This is a genomic window from Bradyrhizobium sp. CCGB20, assembly GCF_024199855.1.
In the GTDB taxonomy this organism is placed as follows: domain Bacteria; phylum Pseudomonadota; class Alphaproteobacteria; order Rhizobiales; family Xanthobacteraceae; genus Bradyrhizobium.
The window spans coordinates 1-20,468 of record NZ_JANADN010000001.1 but is presented as its reverse complement, the minus strand read 5'-3'; the positions used below and the strand labels follow the sequence as shown (position 1 = coordinate 20,468).

The 20,468-nt window shown below is 66.4% G+C and carries 15 protein-coding genes; 2 read left to right on the top strand and 13 right to left on the bottom strand.

What is annotated here, in order from left to right; all coding sequences use genetic code 11:
* Positions 1 to 111: 111 nt before the first annotated feature.
* Entirely contained in the window at positions 112 to 1,539 is a 1,428-nt protein-coding gene (locus tag NLM15_RS00075) for a serine hydrolase (RefSeq protein WP_254114631.1), read from the top strand.
* A gap of 252 nt (positions 1,540 to 1,791) precedes the next feature.
* Here NLM15_RS00075 and NLM15_RS00070 read toward each other — a convergent pair whose 3' ends face one another.
* Positions 1,792 to 3,159, bottom strand: a complete 1,368-nt coding sequence (locus tag NLM15_RS00070; RefSeq protein WP_254114630.1) for an MmgE/PrpD family protein — start codon at positions 3,157 to 3,159, stop codon at positions 1,792 to 1,794.
* Positions 3,160 to 3,278: 119 nt separating this feature from the next.
* On the opposite strand from NLM15_RS00070, the gene NLM15_RS00065 reads away from it, so the two are divergent.
* On the top strand, positions 3,279 to 4,394 hold the full coding sequence (locus NLM15_RS00065; protein WP_254114629.1) for an aromatic acid exporter family protein: 1,116 nt from the start codon (positions 3,279 to 3,281) through the stop codon (positions 4,392 to 4,394).
* Position 4,395: 1 nt separating this feature from the next.
* Here NLM15_RS00065 and NLM15_RS00060 read toward each other — a convergent pair whose 3' ends face one another.
* From NLM15_RS00060 to dnaA, 12 genes are all read right to left on the bottom strand, one after another.
* Positions 4,396 to 5,046, bottom strand: a complete 651-nt coding sequence (locus tag NLM15_RS00060) for a 2-hydroxychromene-2-carboxylate isomerase (RefSeq protein ID WP_254114628.1) — start codon at positions 5,044 to 5,046, stop codon at positions 4,396 to 4,398.
* The gene (locus NLM15_RS00055; RefSeq protein WP_254114627.1) at positions 5,043 to 5,531 is read right to left on the bottom strand and encodes a DUF2867 domain-containing protein; all 489 of its coding nucleotides are present in this window, start codon (positions 5,529 to 5,531) and stop codon (positions 5,043 to 5,045) included. The genes NLM15_RS00060 and NLM15_RS00055 overlap by 4 nt, the downstream gene beginning before the upstream one ends.
* Positions 5,528 to 6,922 (bottom strand): MATE family efflux transporter, encoded by a 1,395-nt coding sequence (locus tag NLM15_RS00050; protein ID WP_254114626.1) that lies wholly within the window; start codon positions 6,920 to 6,922, stop codon positions 5,528 to 5,530. Before NLM15_RS00050 ends, NLM15_RS00055 begins: the two co-directional genes overlap by 4 nt.
* A 369-nt stretch (positions 6,923 to 7,291) precedes the next feature.
* Positions 7,292 to 8,587, bottom strand: a complete 1,296-nt coding sequence (gene murA, locus NLM15_RS00045; protein WP_254114625.1) for a UDP-N-acetylglucosamine 1-carboxyvinyltransferase — start codon at positions 8,585 to 8,587, stop codon at positions 7,292 to 7,294.
* 282 nt (positions 8,588 to 8,869) lie between these two features.
* Entirely contained in the window at positions 8,870 to 9,337 is a 468-nt protein-coding gene (locus NLM15_RS00040) for a hypothetical protein (RefSeq protein WP_254114624.1), read from the bottom strand.
* Between the two features lie 220 nt (positions 9,338 to 9,557).
* On the bottom strand, positions 9,558 to 11,993 hold the full coding sequence (gyrB, locus tag NLM15_RS00035) for a DNA topoisomerase (ATP-hydrolyzing) subunit B (RefSeq protein ID WP_254114623.1): 2,436 nt from the start codon (positions 11,991 to 11,993) through the stop codon (positions 9,558 to 9,560).
* A gap of 282 nt (positions 11,994 to 12,275) precedes the next feature.
* A complete protein-coding gene (locus NLM15_RS00030; protein ID WP_254114622.1) occupies positions 12,276 to 12,974 on the bottom strand; it encodes a hypothetical protein in 699 nt (232 codons plus the stop codon).
* 134 nt (positions 12,975 to 13,108) lie between these two features.
* Positions 13,109 to 15,307: a hypothetical protein gene (locus tag NLM15_RS00025; protein WP_254114621.1), complete on the bottom strand. Its 2,199-nt coding sequence runs from the start codon at positions 15,305 to 15,307 to the stop codon at positions 13,109 to 13,111.
* Positions 15,308 to 15,415: 108 nt separating this feature from the next.
* Complete coding sequence (locus tag NLM15_RS00020; RefSeq protein WP_254114620.1) at positions 15,416 to 16,159, bottom strand: hypothetical protein; 744 nt, start codon at positions 16,157 to 16,159, stop codon at positions 15,416 to 15,418.
* A gap of 119 nt (positions 16,160 to 16,278) precedes the next feature.
* Positions 16,279 to 17,415 carry a DNA replication/repair protein RecF gene (gene recF, locus NLM15_RS00015; RefSeq protein WP_254114619.1) on the bottom strand — a complete coding sequence of 379 codons (1,137 nt, stop codon included), beginning with the start codon at positions 17,413 to 17,415 and terminating at the stop codon, positions 16,279 to 16,281.
* Positions 17,416 to 17,526: 111 nt separating this feature from the next.
* Positions 17,527 to 18,645: a DNA polymerase III subunit beta gene (gene dnaN / locus NLM15_RS00010; protein ID WP_254114618.1), complete on the bottom strand. Its 1,119-nt coding sequence runs from the start codon at positions 18,643 to 18,645 to the stop codon at positions 17,527 to 17,529.
* 410 nt (positions 18,646 to 19,055) lie between these two features.
* Positions 19,056 to 20,468 (bottom strand): chromosomal replication initiator protein DnaA (gene dnaA, locus NLM15_RS00005; RefSeq protein ID WP_254114617.1); only part of this gene is annotated, 1,413 nt, incomplete at its 5' end.

Sequence of the window (20,468 nt, the reverse complement as noted above, 5' to 3'; positions counted from 1 at the left end):
AGAATCAGCTAGCCCGCTTTAGTTTCAGCCAAGCCCTTTTCCAAATTCGGCGAGCGCTGCCTTGCGCGCTCCGGCCTCATCTCCGGCATACGCCCCAGCCGGAGAAAGCCCGTGACCCGCCGCCGCAAGATCATCCTCCTGACCACCGCCATCGCCTGTATCGGCCTCGCGCTCGGCGCGGCCCGCGCCCGCAATGCGCCGCAGGTTGCCACCGGCTTCCTCGCCGACATCCTCTGCGCCGAGACGTTCGTCTCCGGCCTCGATCCGCAGCGCACGTTTACCGAGACCACCGACGCAATGCCCGGGACCGGCCTGATCACCTGGGCGATGGACTACCGGATCGACCGCGTTCGCAAGGACGTCACGGTGACGCTGTTCGGCCTCGGACGCAGCCATGCCGTCTATCGCGAAGGGTTGGGCTGCACGCTCGAGCATGGCGCCGATATCGCCGACGTCGAACTGCCGCCCGATGACAAGCAGCCCGCATTGCTGCCGGAGATCGCTGGCTCCGCAATTGTGCCGCCGCAAAGCGGGGCGCTCGCCGCCGCGCTCGACCGTGCCTTCACCGAGCCTGCGCAGCCGCCCTACCGCCGCACCCGTGCCATCGTCGTCCTGAAGTCGGGCCGCATCGTCGCCGAGCGCTATGCGGATGGCATCGGCCCGGAGACGCCGCTGCTCGGCTTCTCCATGACGAAATCGGTGATGTCGGCGCTGACAGGCGTGCTGGTGCGCCAGGGGCAGCTCACGCTCGACGGGCCCGCGCCGGTCGCCGCGTGGACGCATCCGGATGATCCGCGCCGCGCCATCACCGTCGACCAGCTCTTGCGGCACACCGCGGGCCTCGCGCTCGGCAGCTCGTTGGAAGCTTCGCTCGGCTCCGCCTTCGAACCCGTCAATCGCATGAAATTCATCGAGACCGACATGGCCGCCTACGCCGCAAGCATACCGCTGGCCACCGCGCCGGGCACGGTGTGGAACTACCACGACGGCAACACCATCATGCTCGCGCATCTGATCCGCAACGCCGCCGGCGGCAAGCCCGCGGACGCACTGCGCTTCGCGCGCCGTGAATTGTTCGCGCCGCTCGGCATGCGTCACGTCACGCTCCAGCTCGACGGCGCCGGCACGATCGAAGGTTCGAGCGAGATGCTGGCCCCCGCGCGCGACTGGGCGCGCTTCGGACAGCTCTATCTCAATGACGGCGTCGCCGGCGGCAAGCGTATCCTTCCCGAAGGCTGGGTGAACTACTCGGCGTCAGCCACGCCGAATGCCTGGGTCGGCATCGGCGCTGGCTTCTGGACCAACCAGGGCGACAGTTTTGGCGCGAAGTTCCGCATCGCGCACGGCTGGCCGCGCGATGCCTTCTTCGCCAAGGGCACGATCGGGCAATACACCATCGTGATCCCGTCGGAGCGTCTGGTGATTGTGCGCTTGGGACGCTCGCTGAACGCACCGCCACAGGCGGACGGAGTGTTCGATCTCGTGCGGGACGTGGTGGCCGCCACGCGCGAGAAGGGGAAGATGGCGGGGGTGGATTGAGACAAGCAGAGCGAAGTGCCGCTCCTTCTTCCTTCTCCCCTTGTGGGAGAAGGTGGCATAGGCGGCCTTCGGCCGCCGTTCTTTAGAACGCCGAAGCGAAGCCTCGGCTATGGCGCCGGATGAGGGGTCTCTGTCCGTGCATTCAAATGTGAGTTGGACTCGCGGAGAGAGACCCCTCACCCGGCTTCGCTGTCGCGAAGCCACCCTCTCCCACAAGGGGAGAGGGTGCAGCGCTCGTGTGGCGCGAACCTTCTACCTTCCCAGCTCCGTCGCCTTGGCCACGCGATCGAACCGCTCCAGCGTCATGATCGCGTCGGCAAACTTCTCCGCGCGCGCATTCAGCACCGGGCGGGCCAGCGTCAAAAATTTCTGCTGCATCGCCTGCGCATCCGGGAAAGAGGTCGGCTCTCCGGATGGGTCGGCGTAGAGCCGCTCGTGCACGCCGTCATCCGTGGTGATGCTGACGCGCGCGCCGAACGGATGGGTGCGGCCGACCTCGAGGCGGTCGTCCTGCACCACGTCGAACTTGTCCGCGAGCGCGTCGATCGCGGCATCGCCGAGACGGTTGTAGTCGTCCCAGCCGAAGCTGCCCTGGTCGAGCGCGAGCGCGCCGGTGAAGAACATCGAGAACTGGCCGCCGACGATCGAGGTCGGATGGCGCTTGGTCGCGGCGTCGCCGGTCAAGGTGATGCCGTTCCGATGCAAGCCGATCTCGACGCGCTTGACCTGGTCCGGCGTCAGATTGTGCTCGCGCCGCATCGCGATCAGCGCGTCGATCGCCGCATGGGTGTAGCGGCAGCTCGGATACGGTTTTACGCCGATCTTCATGGTCTCGTAGGTCTTGCCGAGTTCGGCAACAGCCTTGTCCGGATGCGCATCGTCGGTGTAGCCGGCGAGCAGGCCGTGCTTGCCCTCGACCGATTCCGTCGCGCCGACGAAATCGTTGCGCGCCAGCGTCGCGGCGATCACGCCGTTCATCGCGGCGGCGCCGACCTGGTAGCGCTTGTTCCAGGCGCCGTTGACCAGGAATTGCAGCGAGCCCGCGGCCTGGCTGCCGGAGACGCCGAAAGCGGCGATGATCTGCGGCTCGGACAGGCCGAACAGCTTGCCGGCGGCGGCTGCCGCGCCATAGGTGCCGGCGGTCGCGGTCGGATGGAAGCCGCGCGCATAATGCGAGGTCGGGTCGAGGGCGTTGCCGAGCCGGCAGCAGACCTCGTAGCCCGCGACGATCGCGGTCAGCACGTCGCGCCCGGAGGCGCCCACCATCTCGCCGACGGCGAAGGCGGCCGGAACAACCGGCGCGCTCGGATGCAGCGAGGAATCCGCGTGCGTATCGTCGAAGTCGAGAGAATGGCCGAGCGCACCGTTGAGGAGTGCGGCGACCGCCGGCGTCCAGGTCTTGCTGTCGCCGAACACGGTGGACTCGCCCTTGGTGTCGAGCGCGAGCGCTTCCAGCATCTTCAGGATCGAGGGGGTGGATTCCGCTTCGCTGCGAGCCCGGATGGCGCTGCCGAGGAAGTCCAGCGTCAGCACCTTGGCGCGATCCAGCACCTCCGCCGGAATATCCTGGTATGTCAGATTGACGACGTAGGCGGCGAGCGTTGCGGTTTCGTGGGCCATCGTGTTTCCTCGTTTCGGCGCGCAAGTTAGGCGGGCTGATGTGGCCTTTCAAGCGGGCTTGGGGCCGCGGGCATCAGCCATGCTTTTGATGATTTTGGATCGGACCGGGACATTCGACGATGGCATTCGCAAAACAGCTGTTCGACCGGGTCAGGTCGCGGCGGACGCAATTGGGACTGGCGATCCGGGTCACGGTGGCTGCGACCGCGGCCTATGCGATCGCTACCGCGCTGCATCTGTTGCTGCCGCTCTGGGCGGTGCTGACCTCGCTGATCGTGACCCAGATGAGCGTCGGCCGTTCGCTGAAAGCGACGCGCGACTACATGCTCGGCACCATCGGTGGCGCGATCTATGGCGGTGCCATCGCGATCCTGATCCCGTATTCGAGCGAGGCGGGGCTGTTGGGTCTGCTGGTGCTGTCGGTCGCCCCGCTCGCCTTCATCGCGGCGATCAATCCGAGCCTCAGTGCGGCCACCGTCACCGCCGTGATCGTGCTGCTGGTGCCGACCATGCACCACTCCGATCCCATGACGTCGGCGATCGACCGCGTCAGCGAGGTTGCGGTCGGGGGCATCACGGGACTGGTGGTCTCCTTCGTGGTGCTGCCTTCGCGCGCGGTGCGGCAGATCCGCGCCAGCGCGGCGCTCCTGCTCGAGCTGATCGCGGATGCTTTCACCGAGTTGCTCGCGGGTCTCACGCGCGGCCGCGACAACGACGCGCTGCACCGGATCCAGGACGGCATCGGCACCGCCATGGTGGGCATGAACGCCATCGGAGCCGAAGCCGAGCGCGAGCGCTCCGCGCGGCTGTCGAGCGGGCCCGACACCGGCCCCTTGCTGCGAACCGTCTTGCGGCTGCGCCATGACGTCGTGATGATCGGCCGTGCCACGGTGGTGCCGCTGCCGGTCGAGGTGCAGATGCGGCTTGCGAGCCCCCTGACGGAAGTCTCGACCGTGATCACACGCTTTCTTCGCTCGGCCGCCGCGGCCCTGCGCGAAGGCGCGGGAGCGCCGGCGATCCATCCCGTCCACGTCGCGCTCCAGCACTATGCCGAGGCGGTCGCAGCCGTCCGCCAGGACGGCCTGCTCCGCGGCCATCCCGGCGACACTGCCGAGCGCTTCTTCGCCATCGGCTTCTCGCTGGAGCAGATGCACCAGAATCTCTGCGATCTCGATCGCGTCGTCGGCGAATGGTCGGAAGCCTCGTCCGACAAGTCCGCGCGCGTGGCGGAATGAGTTAGCGCCTCTTCAGGCCCTTGCTCCGCATGCGCCAGACCAGCAGATCGATGCGGTCCTGGCCGAAGAACGGCTCGTTCTCGAACACGAAGGTCGGCACGCCCCAATGACCGGAGGCGGCGTGGTCCTTCTCGTTCTCGGCGATCACCTGCTCGTAGCGGTCGGGGTCGGCGCTGATCGCGGCATCCATCGTGGCGAGATCGAAGCCGGCCTTTTCGGCGGCCCGCGCGAGGTGATCGCCTTCGTTCCACCCTGCGACCGAGCCGTCCCAGAGCGTGCAGGCGATTGCGTTGGCGAACGCAAGCGAGCGGCCTTCGAGCTGAGCCATGACACCCAACCGGGTCAGGCGGTGGATGTAGGGTTGCTCGGGCGCGACCTCGAACGTCGTCTTGTCCTGCACGATCGGATCGGGCCGGGGGAAACGAAAGGGAATACCCTCGTGCTGTGCCACGCGCGTACTGTCGAGCACGACATAGCGGATGAACTGCGGATTGGTCTTCTTGAAGAAGCCGGGCACGCGGACCGCGAGCGGATAGACCGGTCGCAGGTTCACCGCGAGGTCGTAGTCCGCGACGAGATTCAGCGTCTTCGGCAGCGCCAGATAGCTGAACGGGCTGCGGAAGGAGAAGAAGAGATCGACCGACAGGGTCATCGGGCCGCCTCCACGATGCGCCCCATCATGCCGCGGACCACCAGCTTGTGAAAGGGCATGATCAGGGTGAGATAGGTGCGGCCAAGCAGGTTATTGGTCCGCACCAGCGTGGTCGAGGTCACCCGGCGGCTCGCATCGTCGCCCGCCACATCGACCACGAGACGGAAGTCGAGGTGAGAATCGTCGAAGCCCGCGACCAGCCGCTCCGGCGTTTCGCTCAGCACCGGAAACAGGCCGATCAGGCCGCCGGGCGCCGGTGCGCCTTCGCCCGATGTCTTCAGGCCGAACGGCGTCACCAGAATGTTGCGCAGGCGCAGCAGCGCATCGATCCAGCGCGGCCCGTGCAGAACCATCCGGACGCAGGCCTCGCGGGCGTTCACTGTCGTCGCGCCGACCTCCACGCGAAAGGCGTCGATGAACTGCGCGCCTGCCAGCACGGCGTCGGCATCGACCTCAGGCGTGACTTCGCGAACGGTCCCGATCATCCCGCCAGTCTGCGCGTCAGCATCCGGAAGCGCAAGATCAGCAGCCCGGCATAGACGAACGTCCCGACCGAGAACCCGATCCAGACACCGATCGCGCCAAGCCCGGCGTTGAAAGCCAGCAGCCAGGCGACGGGAAATGCGACGCCCCAATAGCCGATCGCCGCGAACACCAGCGTCATCCTGGTGTCGTTGATGCCGCGCAGCGCGCCGCCGACGATGGTCTGGAGGCCGTCGGCGATGAAGAAGGTCGCGCCGACCACCAGCAGTGTCGCCGTCAGCTCGACGGTTGCTGCGCTGGCCTCGCTGGAGCCGAAGAACAGCCGTCCCAGCTGGTAGCGGCCGAGGATGATGGCGACCGTCAGGGCGGAGACCAGCACGACCCCGAGCACAGCCGCGACGAGCCCTGCGCGCTTGACCCCGAGCGGCTCGTTGCGGCCGAAGGCATGGCCGACCCGGACGGTGGCCGCCATGCCGATGCCGAGCGGCACCATGAACAGCACGGCCGTGATCTGAAGCGCGATCTGATGCGCGGCGATCGCGGCTGTCGAGATCAGCCCCATCAGCAGTGCTGCCGACGAGAACAGGCCATATTCCATCAGCAGCGAAAACGAGATCGGAGCGCCGATCGCGATGAGCTGGCGCATCAGCGGCCAGTCGATCCGCCAGAGATGGGCGAGCGGCTGATAGTCCGCAAACGGCTTTCGCCACGCGGCGATGGCGAGCGCGGCGACGAAGGTGCCGAGATTGACCAGCGTGGTCGCAAGCCCCGCGCCGAACAGGCCAAGCTCCGGCAGGCCGAACAGGCCATGGATCAGGCAATAGACCAGCGCGGCATTGACCGGGATCGCCGCGAGCGTGATCCACAGCGGCGCCTGCGGCCGGTTCACCGCGCTCATCATGCTGCGCAATGCGATGAAGCCGAGCGCCGGCGCGATGCCCCAGGCCAGCCCGTACAGATAGCGCTGGGCGAGCGCGGCCGATTGCGGCGCCTGCCCGAGCGCGATCAGGATGTGCTCGCCATAGAGCGGCGAGGCCATCATCGGCAGCGAGATCAGCAGGGCGACCCACAATCCGACGCGCAGGGAGCGGCGGATGCGCCTGGCATCGCCGGCGCCAAACGCCTGTGCGGCGAGCGGCGACACCGCGGACATCAATCCGAGCCCGAAGGTGAAGCTGACGAAATAGACCGTATGCGCCAGCGCCGCCGCTGCGACCGCAGCCTCGCCGAGCCTGCCGATCAGCGCGAGATCGGTCGTGATCATCGCGATCTGCCCGAGCTGCGTCAGCATCATGGGCACGGCCAGCCGCAGCGTCTCGACGAACTCCTCGGCGAGATGGTTCTGCGGCACGCCGGCTTGCGGCTGCGATTGATGTTGCACGGTGTCGAGCATGGGCGGCTGATTAGCACAACCGAGCGACGAAAACATGGCTCGTGCTTCTTCACCCTCTCGTGAGGGGGTCTACCGCGCGCTCGGAATCGTAGGGTGGGCAAAGGCGCACTTGCGCCGTGCCCACCATCGATCCAACACGGCTACAGAAGCGGTGGGCACGCTTCGCTTTGCCCACCCTACGATACTGGTTTGAGACGTTAGATTTCGCCTTCTTCCCCTCTCCCCTTGTGGGAGAGGGTGGATCGCCGCGGGAGCGGCGAGACGGGTGAGGGGTCTCTATCCTCACAAGCAATCTTGCAAACGGAGAGAACCCCTCATCCGGCGCTTCGCGCCACCTTCTCCCACCGGGGGAGAAGGAAGAAGGTCTTCTCAGCCCTTCCTCTCCGGCACGCGTTTGATCTTCGCACCGAGCGCGTTCAGCCGTTCGTCGATGCGCTCGTAGCCGCGCTCGATCTGGTCGGCATTGTTGATGGTCGAGGTGCCTTCGGCGCAGACCGCAGCGAGCAGCATGGCCATGCCGGCGCGGATGTCGGGCGAGATCATCGATGCCCCGCGCAGCCGGCTGGGCCCTGCGATGATGGCGCGATGAGGATCACAGAGAACGATCCGCGCGCCCATCGCGATCAGCTTGTCGACGAAGAACATCCGCGATTCGAACATCTTCTCGAACATCAGGATCACGCCCTCGCATTGCGTGGCGGTGACGATCGCGATCGACATCAGATCGGCCGGGAAGGCCGGCCAGGGCTGGTCTTCCAGCTTCGGCACGTGGCCGCCGAAATCGTCCTGGATCTTCAGCGTCTGGTTCGAGGGCACGATGAGATCGTCGCCCTCGATGCGGCAGACGATGCCGAGCCGTTCGAACCCCATGCGGATCGAACGCAGATGCTCGACGCCGGCGCGCACGATGCGAAGCGGGGAGCGGGTCACGGCCGCAAGCCCGATCAGCGAGCCGACCTCGATATGGTCGGGCTGGATCCGGTAGGTCGCGCCGCCGAGCGTCGCCGGCCCGTGCACGGTCATGGTGTTGGTGCCGATGCCCTCGATCTTCGCACCGAGCGCGACCAGGAAATTGGCGAGGTCCTGCACATGCGGCTCGGAGGCCGCGTTGCGCAGATATGTGACGCCGTCGGCGGCGACCGCCGCGACCAGCGCGTTCTCGGTCGCGGTGACGCTCGGCTCGTCCAGGAACACGTCCGCGCCGGCCAGCCGTGCCGCGCGGAATTCAAGCCGGTCGGTCGCGGTGACCTTGGCGCCGAGTTGCTCGAGCGCGAGCACATGCGTGTCGAGGCGGCGGCGGCCGATGACGTCGCCGCCGGGCGGCGGCAGCATCACTTCGCCGCAGCGCGCGAGCAGGGGCCCCGCGAGCAGGATCGAGGCGCGGATGCGGACGCAGAGCTCGGGGTCGAGATCGGCGGCGCGGATGCTCTTGGCGTGGATGTGAAGCGTGTTGCGGGCGGTCCACTCGGCCGAGGCGCCGACCGAGCGGACCAGCTCGACCAGGGTCTCGGTGTCGCGGATCCGCGGCACGTTCTCCAGCGTCACCGGGTGCTCGGTGAGCAGGGCGGCCGCGATGATCGGCAGCGCCGAATTCTTGTTGCCGGACGGCTCGATCGAGCCCGAGAGCCGGTGACCGCCCTCGACGATGTACTGGATGGGCGCCAAGTGGATACTCGCTGTGCTGTTGGGTGGGGCGGGCTGTTTCGGGCGGAAACTACAGAGATTTGAGCGCGGTAGCAATTGCGGCGGCCGTGGTTCGAGCTTCGTCCGTCAGTCCTGGGGAGGCTGCCAATTCCTCATGGTGAGGAGCACGGAACGCGCGGATCCGGACGATGCTTCGCATCACTGGGAGAACCATGCAGTCCCGGCTCTCGCATGCGGCCATCCTTCGAGACGCCCGCTTTGCGGGCTCCTCAGGATGAGGGTCTGAGCTTGTGGCAAGCGGCCCTAGAGCAGCCCGATGATATTCCCCACCACATAGAGGATCGCGAGCAGGATCAGCGCGCCGATCATGACGAAGGAGATTTCGATCGCGATGGCGCCGGTGCCGAGCGTGGCGGCGACAGCAGCGAGGAGGCGTTCCTCCCGGAAGATCAGCGAGAGGACCGAGAGCAGGATGGCGAGCAGGCCGAGCGAGATCGCGGTGACGGAGGCCGTTTCGCTCCAGCTTCGTCCGGCCGATTTCTCGACCTTCGGCGCCTGATATTCTATGCCCTTCACTCGCGCGATGACGCGGTCCTTGATGCGATGCCCGGTGTCGACGATCACCTGGTCCGCCGGCGGCGGCGGAAACACCATCGGTACGACCCAGTGCGGCAACACCGCCGCCATCAGCGCCAGCACACCGACAATGCTGCCGATGATGCCGAGCCGGCGGGACGGCACGGCGGAACTGGTGGTTGCAGAGGCGGTCATGGCGCGACGCTTCCCGGCCGGAATTGGCCCAACGGGTTCATGCCACTTCGTCGCGAGGGCGGGTGGTGAGGTTCAGGGGCGCCGCAAGCGGCGCTCCTCACCATGAGAGTTTAGGACCTTCCCCGCGAAGCCAGACCTCATCCTGAGGAGCCCGCAAAGCGGGCGTCCCGAAGGATGGCCGCAGCGGGATCGCCCGCCAATCTCCGCTTACTCGACCGCCTCAGATATCGATCGTCGCGCTGAGCGAGTTTTCCTGGATGAAGTCGCGGCGCGGTTCGACGACGTCGCCCATCAGCTTGGTGAAGATGTCGTCGGCCTCGTCGACCTCCTTGACCTTCACCTGGAGCAGCGAGCGCACGTCGGTGTCGAGCGTCGTCTCCCAGAGCTGCTCGGGGTTCATCTCGCCGAGACCTTTGTAGCGCTGCAGCGAGATGCCCTTGCGGCCGGACTCGGTGACGGCCTCGAACAGGTCGACCGGTCCGTGGACCATGTGCTCGCTGTCCTTCCGCCGCAGCTTGCCGGAGCGGGCATAGACGTCCTGAAGCTTCGTCGTGTACTCGTCGAGCTTGCGCGCCTCGGCGGACCCCAGGAACGCATCGTCGATGACGGCAGCTTCCTTGACGCCGCGCACGGTGCGCTCGAACTGGAAACCCTGGCCTTCCACGTATTGCCCGACCCAGCCGCGCTCGACCTCCTCGGCCTGGTTGTCCAGCCGGGTTGCGATGTACTGCGCCGCGGCCGTGGCGTTCTCGGGATTGCCGTAGACCGACTTGTTCAGCACGCCGGTGATGGCGGCCTGCTCGACGACCTTGCGGTTATAGCGGCTGTGCAGGTTGCGCAGGATGCTGCGGACCACGCGGGCGTCGTCGACCAGCGCGCGCAGATCGCGGCCGGTGCGGTCGCCGCCGGTGCCGGGAATGAAGACGCAATCGTCGAGGCCGGCGTCGATCAGATAGTCTTCCAGCGCTCGCTCGTCCTTCAGATATTGCTCGGACTTGCCGCGCGAAACCTTATAGAGCGGCGGCTGGGCGATATAGAGATAGCCGCCGTCGATGATGTCGCGCATCTGCCGGTAGAAGAAAGTGAGCAGCAGCGTGCGGATGTGAGCGCCGTCGACGTCGGCGTCCGTCATCACGATGATCTTGTGATAGCGCAGCTTCTCGACCGAGAACTCGTCGCTGATTCCGGTGCCGAGCGCGGTGATCAGCGTGCCGATCTGCTCGCTCGACAGCATCTTGTCGGGGCGGACGCGTTCGACGTTCAAGATCTTGCCGCGGAGCGGCAGCACTGCCTGGAATTCGCGGTTACGGCCCTGCTTGGCGCTGCCGCCTGCCGAGTCACCCTCGACGATGAAGAGTTCGGACTTGGCCGGATCCTTTTCCTGACAGTCGGCGAGCTTGCCGGGCAGCGAGGAGACCGAGAGCGGGCTCTTGCGCGTCAGCTCGCGCGCCTTTCGCGCGGCTTCACGCGCGGCGGCGGCCTGGATCACCTTGCCGACGATCATCTTGGCTTCGCTCGGATGCTCCTCGAACCAGGCCTGGAGCGCCTCGTTGAGGACGTTCTCGACCACGGGACGCACCTCCGAGGACACCAGCTTGTCCTTGGTCTGCGACGAGAATTTGGGATCAGGCACCTTGACCGACAAGACGGCGGTGAGGCCTTCGCGGCAGTCGTCGCCCGTCAGTGCGATCTTTTCCTTCTTCGCATTGGCCTCGGCATAGCCGTTGACCTGGCGCGTCAGCGCGCCGCGGAAACCGGCCAGATGGGTGCCGCCGTCGCGCTGCGGGATGTTGTTGGTGAAGCACAGCACGTTCTCGTGGTAGCTGTCGTTCCACCACAGCGCGGCCTCGACGCCGATGCCGTTGGCTTCCGCGCGCACCATGATCGGCGCCGGCACGATCGCCTTCTTGTTGCGGTCGAGATATTTGACGAATTCCTCGACGCCGCCGGAATAGTGCATCTCCTCGCGCTTCTCGACCGCGTGACGCATGTCGGAGAGGGCGATGTTGACGCCGGAATTGAGGAACGCGAGCTCGCGCAGCCGGTGCTCCAGCGTCGCGAAATCATATTCGATGTTCTTGAAGGTTTCGGTCGAGGCGAGGAACGTCACCTCGGTGCCGCGCTTGCCCGGCGCGTCGCCGACCACCACCAGCGGTGCGACGGCATCGCCATGGGCGAACTCGATGTAATGCTCCTTGTTGTCGCGCCAGATGCGCAAGCCGAGCTTGCTGGACAGCGCGTTGACGACGGAGACGCCGACGCCGTGCAGGCCGCCCGAGACCTTGTAGGAGTTCTGGTCGAACTTACCGCCGGCATGGAGCTGGGTCATGATGACCTCGGCCGCCGAGATGCCTTCGCCCTTGTGGATGTCGACCGGAATGCCGCGACCGTCGTCGCGCACGGTGACGGAATTGTCGGCATTGAGCACGACGTCGACGCGCGAGGCGTGGCCCGCCAGCGCCTCGTCGATCGCGTTGTCGACGACCTCGTAGACCATGTGGTGCAGGCCCGACCCGTCGTCGGTGTCGCCGATATACATGCCCGGACGCTTGCGGACGGCATCGAGACCCTTGAGCACGCGGATCGATTCCGCCCCGTAATCGCTCGGATTTGAGGGCTCGTTTTCGGCAGGTGTCTGCCGAGCAGGTTCTGTCATGAGAGGCCTTCGAGATGTCGCCCGAATCAGCGGCGCAAAAGGCGCTGATTTGAAAGCTATTTGTGCCACGAAAGAGGGCTTGCGCATAGCGCAAAGTATCTTCCGGCAACCCTTTGATCAGATAGGGACTTTTAACAGATTTTCAAGGCGTTTGAAGGCCGATTCCGGGCGTTGAAAAAAGCCCGATTCGAGGTCCTGTTTTTGGTCCTCAAAGGCGTGGATTTTGCGGGGTGGAGAAGCGCGCTCCGAGGCGCCGCGGCGCCCCGGAACCGGCCACCGGGTTCAGTAGATCTGGTCCGACTTCTTATCGTCGTCATCGAACCTGAGGGACCAGGTCTCGCCTGCGGCCACGGTAATGGTGTCAGAGCGCACCCGATGGCCCGACAGCAGCAGCCCGTACGAATATGTACCGGGCGGCAGATCCAGCATTTGTGGGTGATTGACGCCACCCGCGATCTTGATGGTTTGGTCGTTGATCACGAGCGAGGCAACGTCCGGCGCAAGAAAGCCGAAGATCAGCCTCGCTTGTCCTGCCATCGGCAGGAAATTGGCCTTGGCCGCGGCCTCCGTATTTCGCTGCACTAGGTTGATGGTGGTCTCGTCCTTCGCGCGGCCAAGCTTCAGGGTGGCCGGCCCCTTCGGGGAGGCGAAAGCGAGCTGAGCGTGCTCGGCGTCCACCACCGCGCCTTCAGGCTTTTCCTGCCAGCCGCGCTTTCCGAGCTCCACGCGGTAGAAGGCGAGCACGTCGCCGAGGTCCGCCCGCACGGTGGCTTTGAGCTCAAGTCGGAGTGGGGCTTCGACGCCGTTCACGGACTTGCTGGTGAAGCTTCCTGTGTGGCTGGATCGCTTCGGCACGGGCATGTCGGCGTGGGGATCTGCTGCGGTCAGCGGCTCCTGCGAGCAGCTCGCAAGAAGAGTGAGGCCGCACACCAACAGCCGCCATCGTGCCGGGACTTTCGTCCCGCGCCTTACCGTCGTCATGCCCACTCTCCGGGGATGTTGCGCGCCTTGATTGTCGCGCGATGCAGCGGCTGCGACACTGTCGCCGCCTCCAGACGACTAGTCGCCCCGTGAACCTGATGGGTTCGACCTGGCCGTTACAGGCCCAGGCGGGATCAATACATTTGCAGCGGCAGCACCTCGCCGGTCGGACCCACCAGCAGGCCCCAGGCATCGCCGGCGGCAACGGTGAGGGTGTCGGTGCGGGCGGGCTGGCCGGGCATGCGCAGCGCGTATTGGTACTTGCCGGGCGGCAGGTCGAGCATCGGCCCTTTCGGCGATTGCGGGCCGCCGGCGCCGGCGGCGATCTTGACGGTCTGATGGTTGATCGTCAGCGACGCTTCCTTGGGCCCGATATTGCCGAGCATGACCCTCGCTTGTCCGGCTTTCGGTATGATGTCGGCTTTTGCCGCTGCTTGTGGATTCCGCTGCACTAGGCTGACCGTGGTCTCGTCCCTGGCACGGCCGAGCTTCAGCACGGCCGGTCCCTCCGGCGAGGTGAACGCCAGCTCCGCCCGCTCGGCGGTGACGGTCGCGCCGTCAGCCTTTTCCTGCCAGCCGCGCTTGGTCAGCTCGGCGCGATAGAAGGCGAGCACGTCGGAGAGCTCGGCGGGGATGCTGGCTTCGAGCTCCTTGCGGAACGACTGGTCGCTGCCGGGGAATTTCGTCGAGCTGATTCCGCTCGAGCTGCGCTGCGTCGGCACGGGCAGGGCGGAGTCGGGATCGGGCTTGAGCGGCTCGGTCGATTTCGCCTGCACCGGCTTGGATTCTGTCGCCTTGGCTTCTGTCGGCCTGGCTTCTGCCGATTTCGTCTCGGCCGGCTTTGCCGCGGCCACGATCAGGCCGGTGCCGTTGGCGCTGACATTCACCTTCGGACCCATCTGCATCACGGTCATCGAGATCGACTTACCGGCCTTGGAGAACGCCATCACCGCCATGTTGGGTTGGTTGATGACGGAAGGCTGTTCCTTCCAGCCAAGATTCTTCAGCGATGCGCGATAGAAGGTGCCGAGCGCCTTCACGCTCGAGGTCGAGGAAAATTCGAGCCGGCCGTCGCTGCCTTCGAACTTCACGCCCTCGGCGGTTTCGGGCAGCGGCACCGGCGTCTTGCTGTCGGCGAGCGCATTGAGCGGCGCGTCGGACAGCGCGGCCGCCTGCACCTTGCGTCGCGCTTCGTCGGCGGCGATGAGTTGCTTGGCCGCGCCTAATGCATCGCCGAGGAACTTCTCATCGGCTTCCTTTTTCGCCCTGGCGCGGGCGGCAAGCGCGGACTCCTTCACCTGCACGTTCAGGCTGATCATGGTGAAATCATATTTGCGACCGAGCCGCAGCACGCCGGTTTCCTCGGCCGTGGAGACCTTGATCGCCACCTCATCGCCGGGTGCGAGCGGCGCGCTGCCGTCCTCCTGCCAGCCGCGCGCGGCGAGCTCGCGATGATAGAAGGCCAGCACCGCCGGCAGCTCGGCCATCGCGGCGGCCGACATCTCGCGCTTGTTGGAGTCGGCGCTGCCGAGGCCCCTCGCCGTCTTGGTCGGATTCGGCCGCGGCAGGCCGGCAAGATCGCTATCGGCCTTGAGATCGCCGGGCAGCGCGAAGGGCGCGACGCGGATGTCGACATTGGTGCGGCCGTCGTCGCGGCGCGTCAGCGTGAGCATGATCGGCTTCTGCCGGTAGAAGCCGGTCGCCTCGTTGTCCGGATGGGCGTAGAACGCGCGAAAACCATTGGGAACGGTCTCATCCAGGCTGGTCGTCCAGCGCGCAGCGGTTTCCTGCGTGAGCTTCTGCCAGCCGATCGCAGCCATCTCGCGGCCAAAGAAATCCGACGTCGCATCGAGCGCGCTGGGCGCAATGCAGCCGAGATAGGGCCTCGTGCCATCGAACATGATGTCGCTCGCGCCGTCAGGGAACGGCACGTTCGAATAGATCCGGTCGCTCGAATAATGCACCATGGACTGGTCGGGACGGCCGAGACCCTGTGTGAGATAGACCGAAAGGCCCTGCCGTCCCTTCTTGAAGTTCAGCGTGGTGTTCTTCTCCTCCAGCGGCCGCAGATAAGGCACCCAGCCGTCGGCGCTGAGGAGCTTCTTCACGGCCGGCGCCGTCACGGCCTCCGGCGTCGGCATGCGATATTCGAGGCGCCAGGATTCCGGGCGCGAGCTGTCTTCCACCGCGCCCTCCAGCTTCGGCAGCGCGTGGACGTCGACGACGCCGCCGTCAGCGGCCGCCGCGATCGAGCAGCTCGCGATCAGGACGAGGCCGCATGCAAGCAGCCGCCAGCGGGCCGGGACTTGCGTCCCGCGCGGGATCATCGACATCGTCAAAACTCCTGGATTTCGCGCTCCGTCGGGGGTCGCGCGCATTTGCAGGCTGCGACACCGTCGGCGCGGCCTCAAACCAGAAGTCGCGGCAGGAACCTGCGAGGTTCAATACAGCTGGAGCGGCGACCAGGCCTCGCCGTCGCGCCCGACCGTGAGCTCCCAGGAATCGCCGGCGGCTACGGTGAGGCTGTTGGTGTAGGCCGGACGACCCGGCACGCTCAGCTCGTAGGGATATTTGCCGGGCGGCAGATCCAGCGCCACCGCGTGGGCGCCGCCCGGGCGCCTGATGGTCCGCTCGGAGATCGTGAGCACGGCTTCCTTCTCGCCGATATTGCTGAACACCATTTTCGCCTGCCCCGGTTCGGGCATGACGTTGGCTTTGGTCGCCGTATCCGAGTTCTTCTGCACGAGATTGACCACGGTGCTGCTGTCCTTGCGGCCGAGCTCCAGCACCGCCGGTCCGAGCGGGGAGGCGAAGGCGAGCTGCGCGTGATCGGCGGTGATCAGCACGCCATCCGGCTTTTCCTGCCAGCCGAGCTTTCCAAGCTCAGTGCGGTAGAAGGCGAGCACGTCGCCGAGCCCTGCGGGCACGGTGGCCTCTAGCCTGGTGCGGAGCGGGGCTTCGATGCCGCTCACCACAGTGGTGTGAATTCCTCGGTAGCTGTAACGGGTCGGCGCGGGCAGCTTGGTGTCGGGATCCGGCGTGAGCGCGCCGGAGAACAGCGGCGACAGATGCGGCACCCAGGCGCTGGCGCTCGCCGCGAGCATACAGCTTGCGAGCAGGAAGAGGCCGCACGCAAACGCCAGCCATCCTGCCGGGACTCGCGCCCCGGTCCTTACCGTCCGCATCTCGCTTCTCCAGGGATATCGCGCGTCATCCGTTGCGCGATGGCAAGGGCTGCGACACGCATCGCCGCGCCCTCAAAAAGCTAGTCGCGAAGGGAAACCGTCGGGTTCAACCGCGAGGTCTAGCGACGGGCGGAGACTCGTCCGCTCTCGACGTCAAAGACTTCGCCGCCTGCGCCAATCTCGGCGAAGGCGGCCGGGTCAGCGCCGGTCAGCCACACCTGCGCGCCGAGCTTGCGCAGCTCGTCGAACAGCGCCGCGCGGCGGTTCGGATCGAGATGCGCGACGACCTCGTCGAGCAGCAGCAGCGGCACGATGCCGGTCATCTCGGCCACCAGCGTCGCATGTGCCAGCACGAGCCCGATCAGCAGCGCCTTCTGCTCGCCCGTCGAGGCATCGCGCGCCGGCATGCTCTTCGGTGCGTAGATCACCTGGAGATCGGTGAGGTGCGGACCGTCGGTGGTACGGCCGGCGATGGCGTCGCGCGGGCGGTTATCGCGCAGGATCTGGCGATAGCGGTCCTCGACCGACGTCGCGGTTTCGCTCAGCAGCGCATTCTCCATCCAGCCGTCGAGCGCGATTTGCGCCGATGGAAACGCGGAAGCCTGCGCGCGCTCGTTGAGCATGCCGGTGAGGCGTGCCGCGGTCTGGCCGCGCGTCGCCGCGACCGCGACAGCAAGCTCGGCGGTCTCGCGCTCGATCGCGTCACACCAATGGTCGTCGTAATTGCGCGTCTCGAGCAGGCGGTTGCGCGAGCGCAGCGAACGTTCGAGCGCGTTGATGCGGCTGGAATGCTCGTTGTCGATCGCGAGCACAAGGCGGTCGAAGAAGCGCCGCCGTTCGGAGCCGGCGCCCATGAACAGCCCGTCCATCGCCGGCGTCAGCCACACCATGCGGATGTGGTCGCCGAAGCTGGTCGCCGAATTGACCGGCTCGCGGTCGATGCGGCAGCGCCGGCTGACCGTACTGTCGGGGCGCGGCGCGTCGATGCCGGTGCCGAGCGTCGCAAGCCCCAGCGCGCCCTCGACCTGCGCAGAGACCGCCCAAGAGCCGTCGCCCTGGTTGTCAGCGACGTCTTCCAGCGTCGCGCGCCGCAAGCCGCGTCCCGGCGACAGGAACGAGATCGCCTCGATGCAATTGGTCTTGCCGGCCCCGTTCGGCCCGACCAGCGCCACCATGTCAGCCGCCGTCTCGAGCCCCGCCGCCCGGTAATTGCGAAAATGCGTCAGCGTCAGGCGATGAATGCGGGAGGGGGTCATTTTAGCTCGTCATTGCCGGCGCCCACGTTCTTAAGGCTCCCCAAGACGTGGATGGCCGGGACAAGCCCGGCCATGACGGATGTAGTTAGTGCGTGGCGTGGCCGGAAGGTCTCACACCCGCATCGGCATCAGCACATACAGCGCGCTCTTGTCGTCGCGGTCCTGGACCAGGGTCGGCGAGCCGGGGTCGGCGAGCTTGAGCGTGGCGACGTCGCCCTCGATCTGGGCGGCGATGTCGAGCAAATAGCGCGAGTTGAAGCCGATATCGAGGGCGTCGGAGGCGTATTCGACCTCGAGCTCTTCGGTCGCGCTGCCGGAATCCGGATTGGTGACCGACAGCACCAGCTTGCCCGGCGACAGCGACAGCTTCACCGCCCGGCCGCGCTCGCTGGAGATGGTGGAGACGCGGTCGACCGCGTTCTCGAAGTCCTTCTTGTCGACGACGAGTTCCTTGTCGTTGCCCTGCGGGATCACGCGGCCATAGTCGGGGAAGGTGCCGTCGATCAGCTTCGAGGTCAGCACCACATTGCCGATGGTGAAGCGGATCTTGGCCTGCGACAGCTCGATCGTCATCTCGGCTTCGGTGTCCTCGATCAGGCGCTGCACCTCGCCGACCGTCTTGCGCGGCACGATGACGCCGGGCATGCCGTCGGCGCCCTTGGGCTGCACCAGGTCGAGCTGGGCGAGGCGGTGGCCGTCGGTGGCGACGCCACGCAGGGTGGCGGCCTTGGCCGTGCCCGCGGCGTGCAGATAGATGCCGTTGAGGTAATAGCGCGTCTCTTCCGTCGAGATCGCGAACTGGGTGCGGTCGATCAGCCGCTTGACGTCCTTGGCGGCGAGATTGAACGAGTGCGACATGTCGCCGGCGGCCAGATCCGGGAAATCATTCTCCGGCAGGGTCTGCAGCGTGAAGCGCGAGCGGCCGGCGCGGATCGCCAGCACGGCGCGGTCGCCGTCGGCCTCCAGCACGATCTGCGAACCATCCGGCAGCTTGCGCACGATGTCGTAGAACATGTGGGCCGGCACGGTGGTGGAGCCGGCGGTTGCGGTTTCCGCCGCAAGCGTCTCCGTCACCTCGAGGTCGAGGTCCGTTGCCTTCAGCGACAATTTGGCATTCTCGGCGCGGACCAGCACGTTGCCGAGGATCGGAATCGTGTTGCGGCGCTCGACCACGCGATGGACATGACCCAGCGACTTCAGGAGTTGCGCGCGTTCGACCGTAACCTTCATTGCACTACTCGCCCGATCCCCAAGGAACACAAATTTGGAAAAGCCGGGCGGCGGGACGCGCGCCACGGCACCGAAGACCCGGACAGCCGGATCATCCAGCCGATATGACCAAAGCCGTCAGGGTCGCGCAAGGTGGCGCGGAAAGCCATCCGTTTCAAGGGATTGGGGGGTGGTTCCCCACGATTTACAGCCCAAAACGAAGACCGCCGCCCTGGCGCAGGTCTGCTCCCTCGCCCCGCTTGCGGGGAGAGGGTTGGGGTGAGGGGGAGTCTCCGCAGGGGAGGTGAGAGTTGGACACGCCGAGAGTCCCCCTCACCCGGATCGCGCCGGACGATGCTTCGCATCGCCGGGGGCGATCCGACCTCTCCCCGCAAGCGGGGAGAGGTGAAGAGAAGGGACGAAATAGGCGTTTATTCCTGAAGCTGGCGCTTCAGCGACTCGACCTCCTCGGACAGCGCGGTGTCCTTGTTGACCAGTGCCTCGATCTTGCGCACGGCGTGCAGCACCGTGGTGTGGTCGCGTCCGCCGAAGCGGCGGCCGATTTCCGGCAGCGAGCGCAGGGTCAGCGTCTTGGCCAGATACATCGCCACCTGGCGCGGACGGACCACGTTGGCGGTGCGGCGCGAGGACAGGAGGTCGGAACGGCTGACATTATACTGCCGCGCCACCACGCGCTGGATGTCCTCGATCTTGATCCGCTTCGGCTCCGAGGGGCGGATCAGATCGCGCACCTCGTGCTCGGCCATCTCCAGCGTCACCGGCCGGTTGTTGAGTTTCGAGTGCGCCAGCAGACGATTGATCGCGCCTTCGAGGTCGCGGCCGTTATGGGTGATGGCGCGGGCCAGATAGGTCAACACCTCCTCCGGCACCTCGAAGGTCGCATGATGGGTGCGGGCCGCCGCGACGCGCGACTTCAGGATGCCGTGCCGCAGATCTTCGCCGAGCGAGCCCATCTCGACCACGAGGCCGCCGGCGAGGCGCGAACGCACGCGATCGTCGAGGCTTTCGAGATCCGACGGCGGACGGTCGGCCGCGATCACCACCTGGCGGCCGGCATCGATCAGCGCGTTCAGCGTGTGGCAGAACTCGGCCTGGGTCGACTTGCCCTGGAGGAACTGGAGATCGTCGATCACCAGCACGTCGATGCCGCGCAGTGCTTCCTTGAAGGCGAGCGCCGTCTGCGTCTTCAGCGCGGCGACGAAGCCGTACATGAATTTTTCAGCCGTGAGGTACAGCACCTTGCGCTCGTTGCCGGAATTGCCGGCCCAGGTCACGGCCTGGAGCAGATGCGTCTTGCCGAGGCCGACGCCCGCATGGATGTAGAGCGGGTTGAACATGACGGGGTCGCCGCGACGCCCTTCGGCGACCTGACGCGCGGCGGCATGCGCCAGCGTGTTGGAGCGGCCGACCACGAAGCTTGCAAAGGTCAGGCGCGGATCGAGCGGCGAGCCGCCGAGCGCGTCGTGATTTGCGGAGACCGGCGCGGTCGCCGTCGAGCGCAGCTCCGGCGCAGGCGCGCGGCGCGTTTCGACCGGCGCAGGCGCTTCCTTCTGCTGCACGACCGGGCGCACTGCAGAGCGAACAGTGAGATCGATGCGATGCACTTCCGGCATCTCGGCCTGCCAGCACGACAGCACGCGCTCGGCATAATGCGCCTGGATCCAGCTCTTCAGGAAGCGGGTCGGCACCGAGAGACGCACGCTCTCCTCCTGCACGCCTTCCAGATCCATGCGGGCAAACCAGCTCGTGTAGACGTCCTCGCCAACGCTCGTGCGCAGCCGACCCTTCACGCGAGACCAGCGATCTTGTTCCGATGTGTTCAT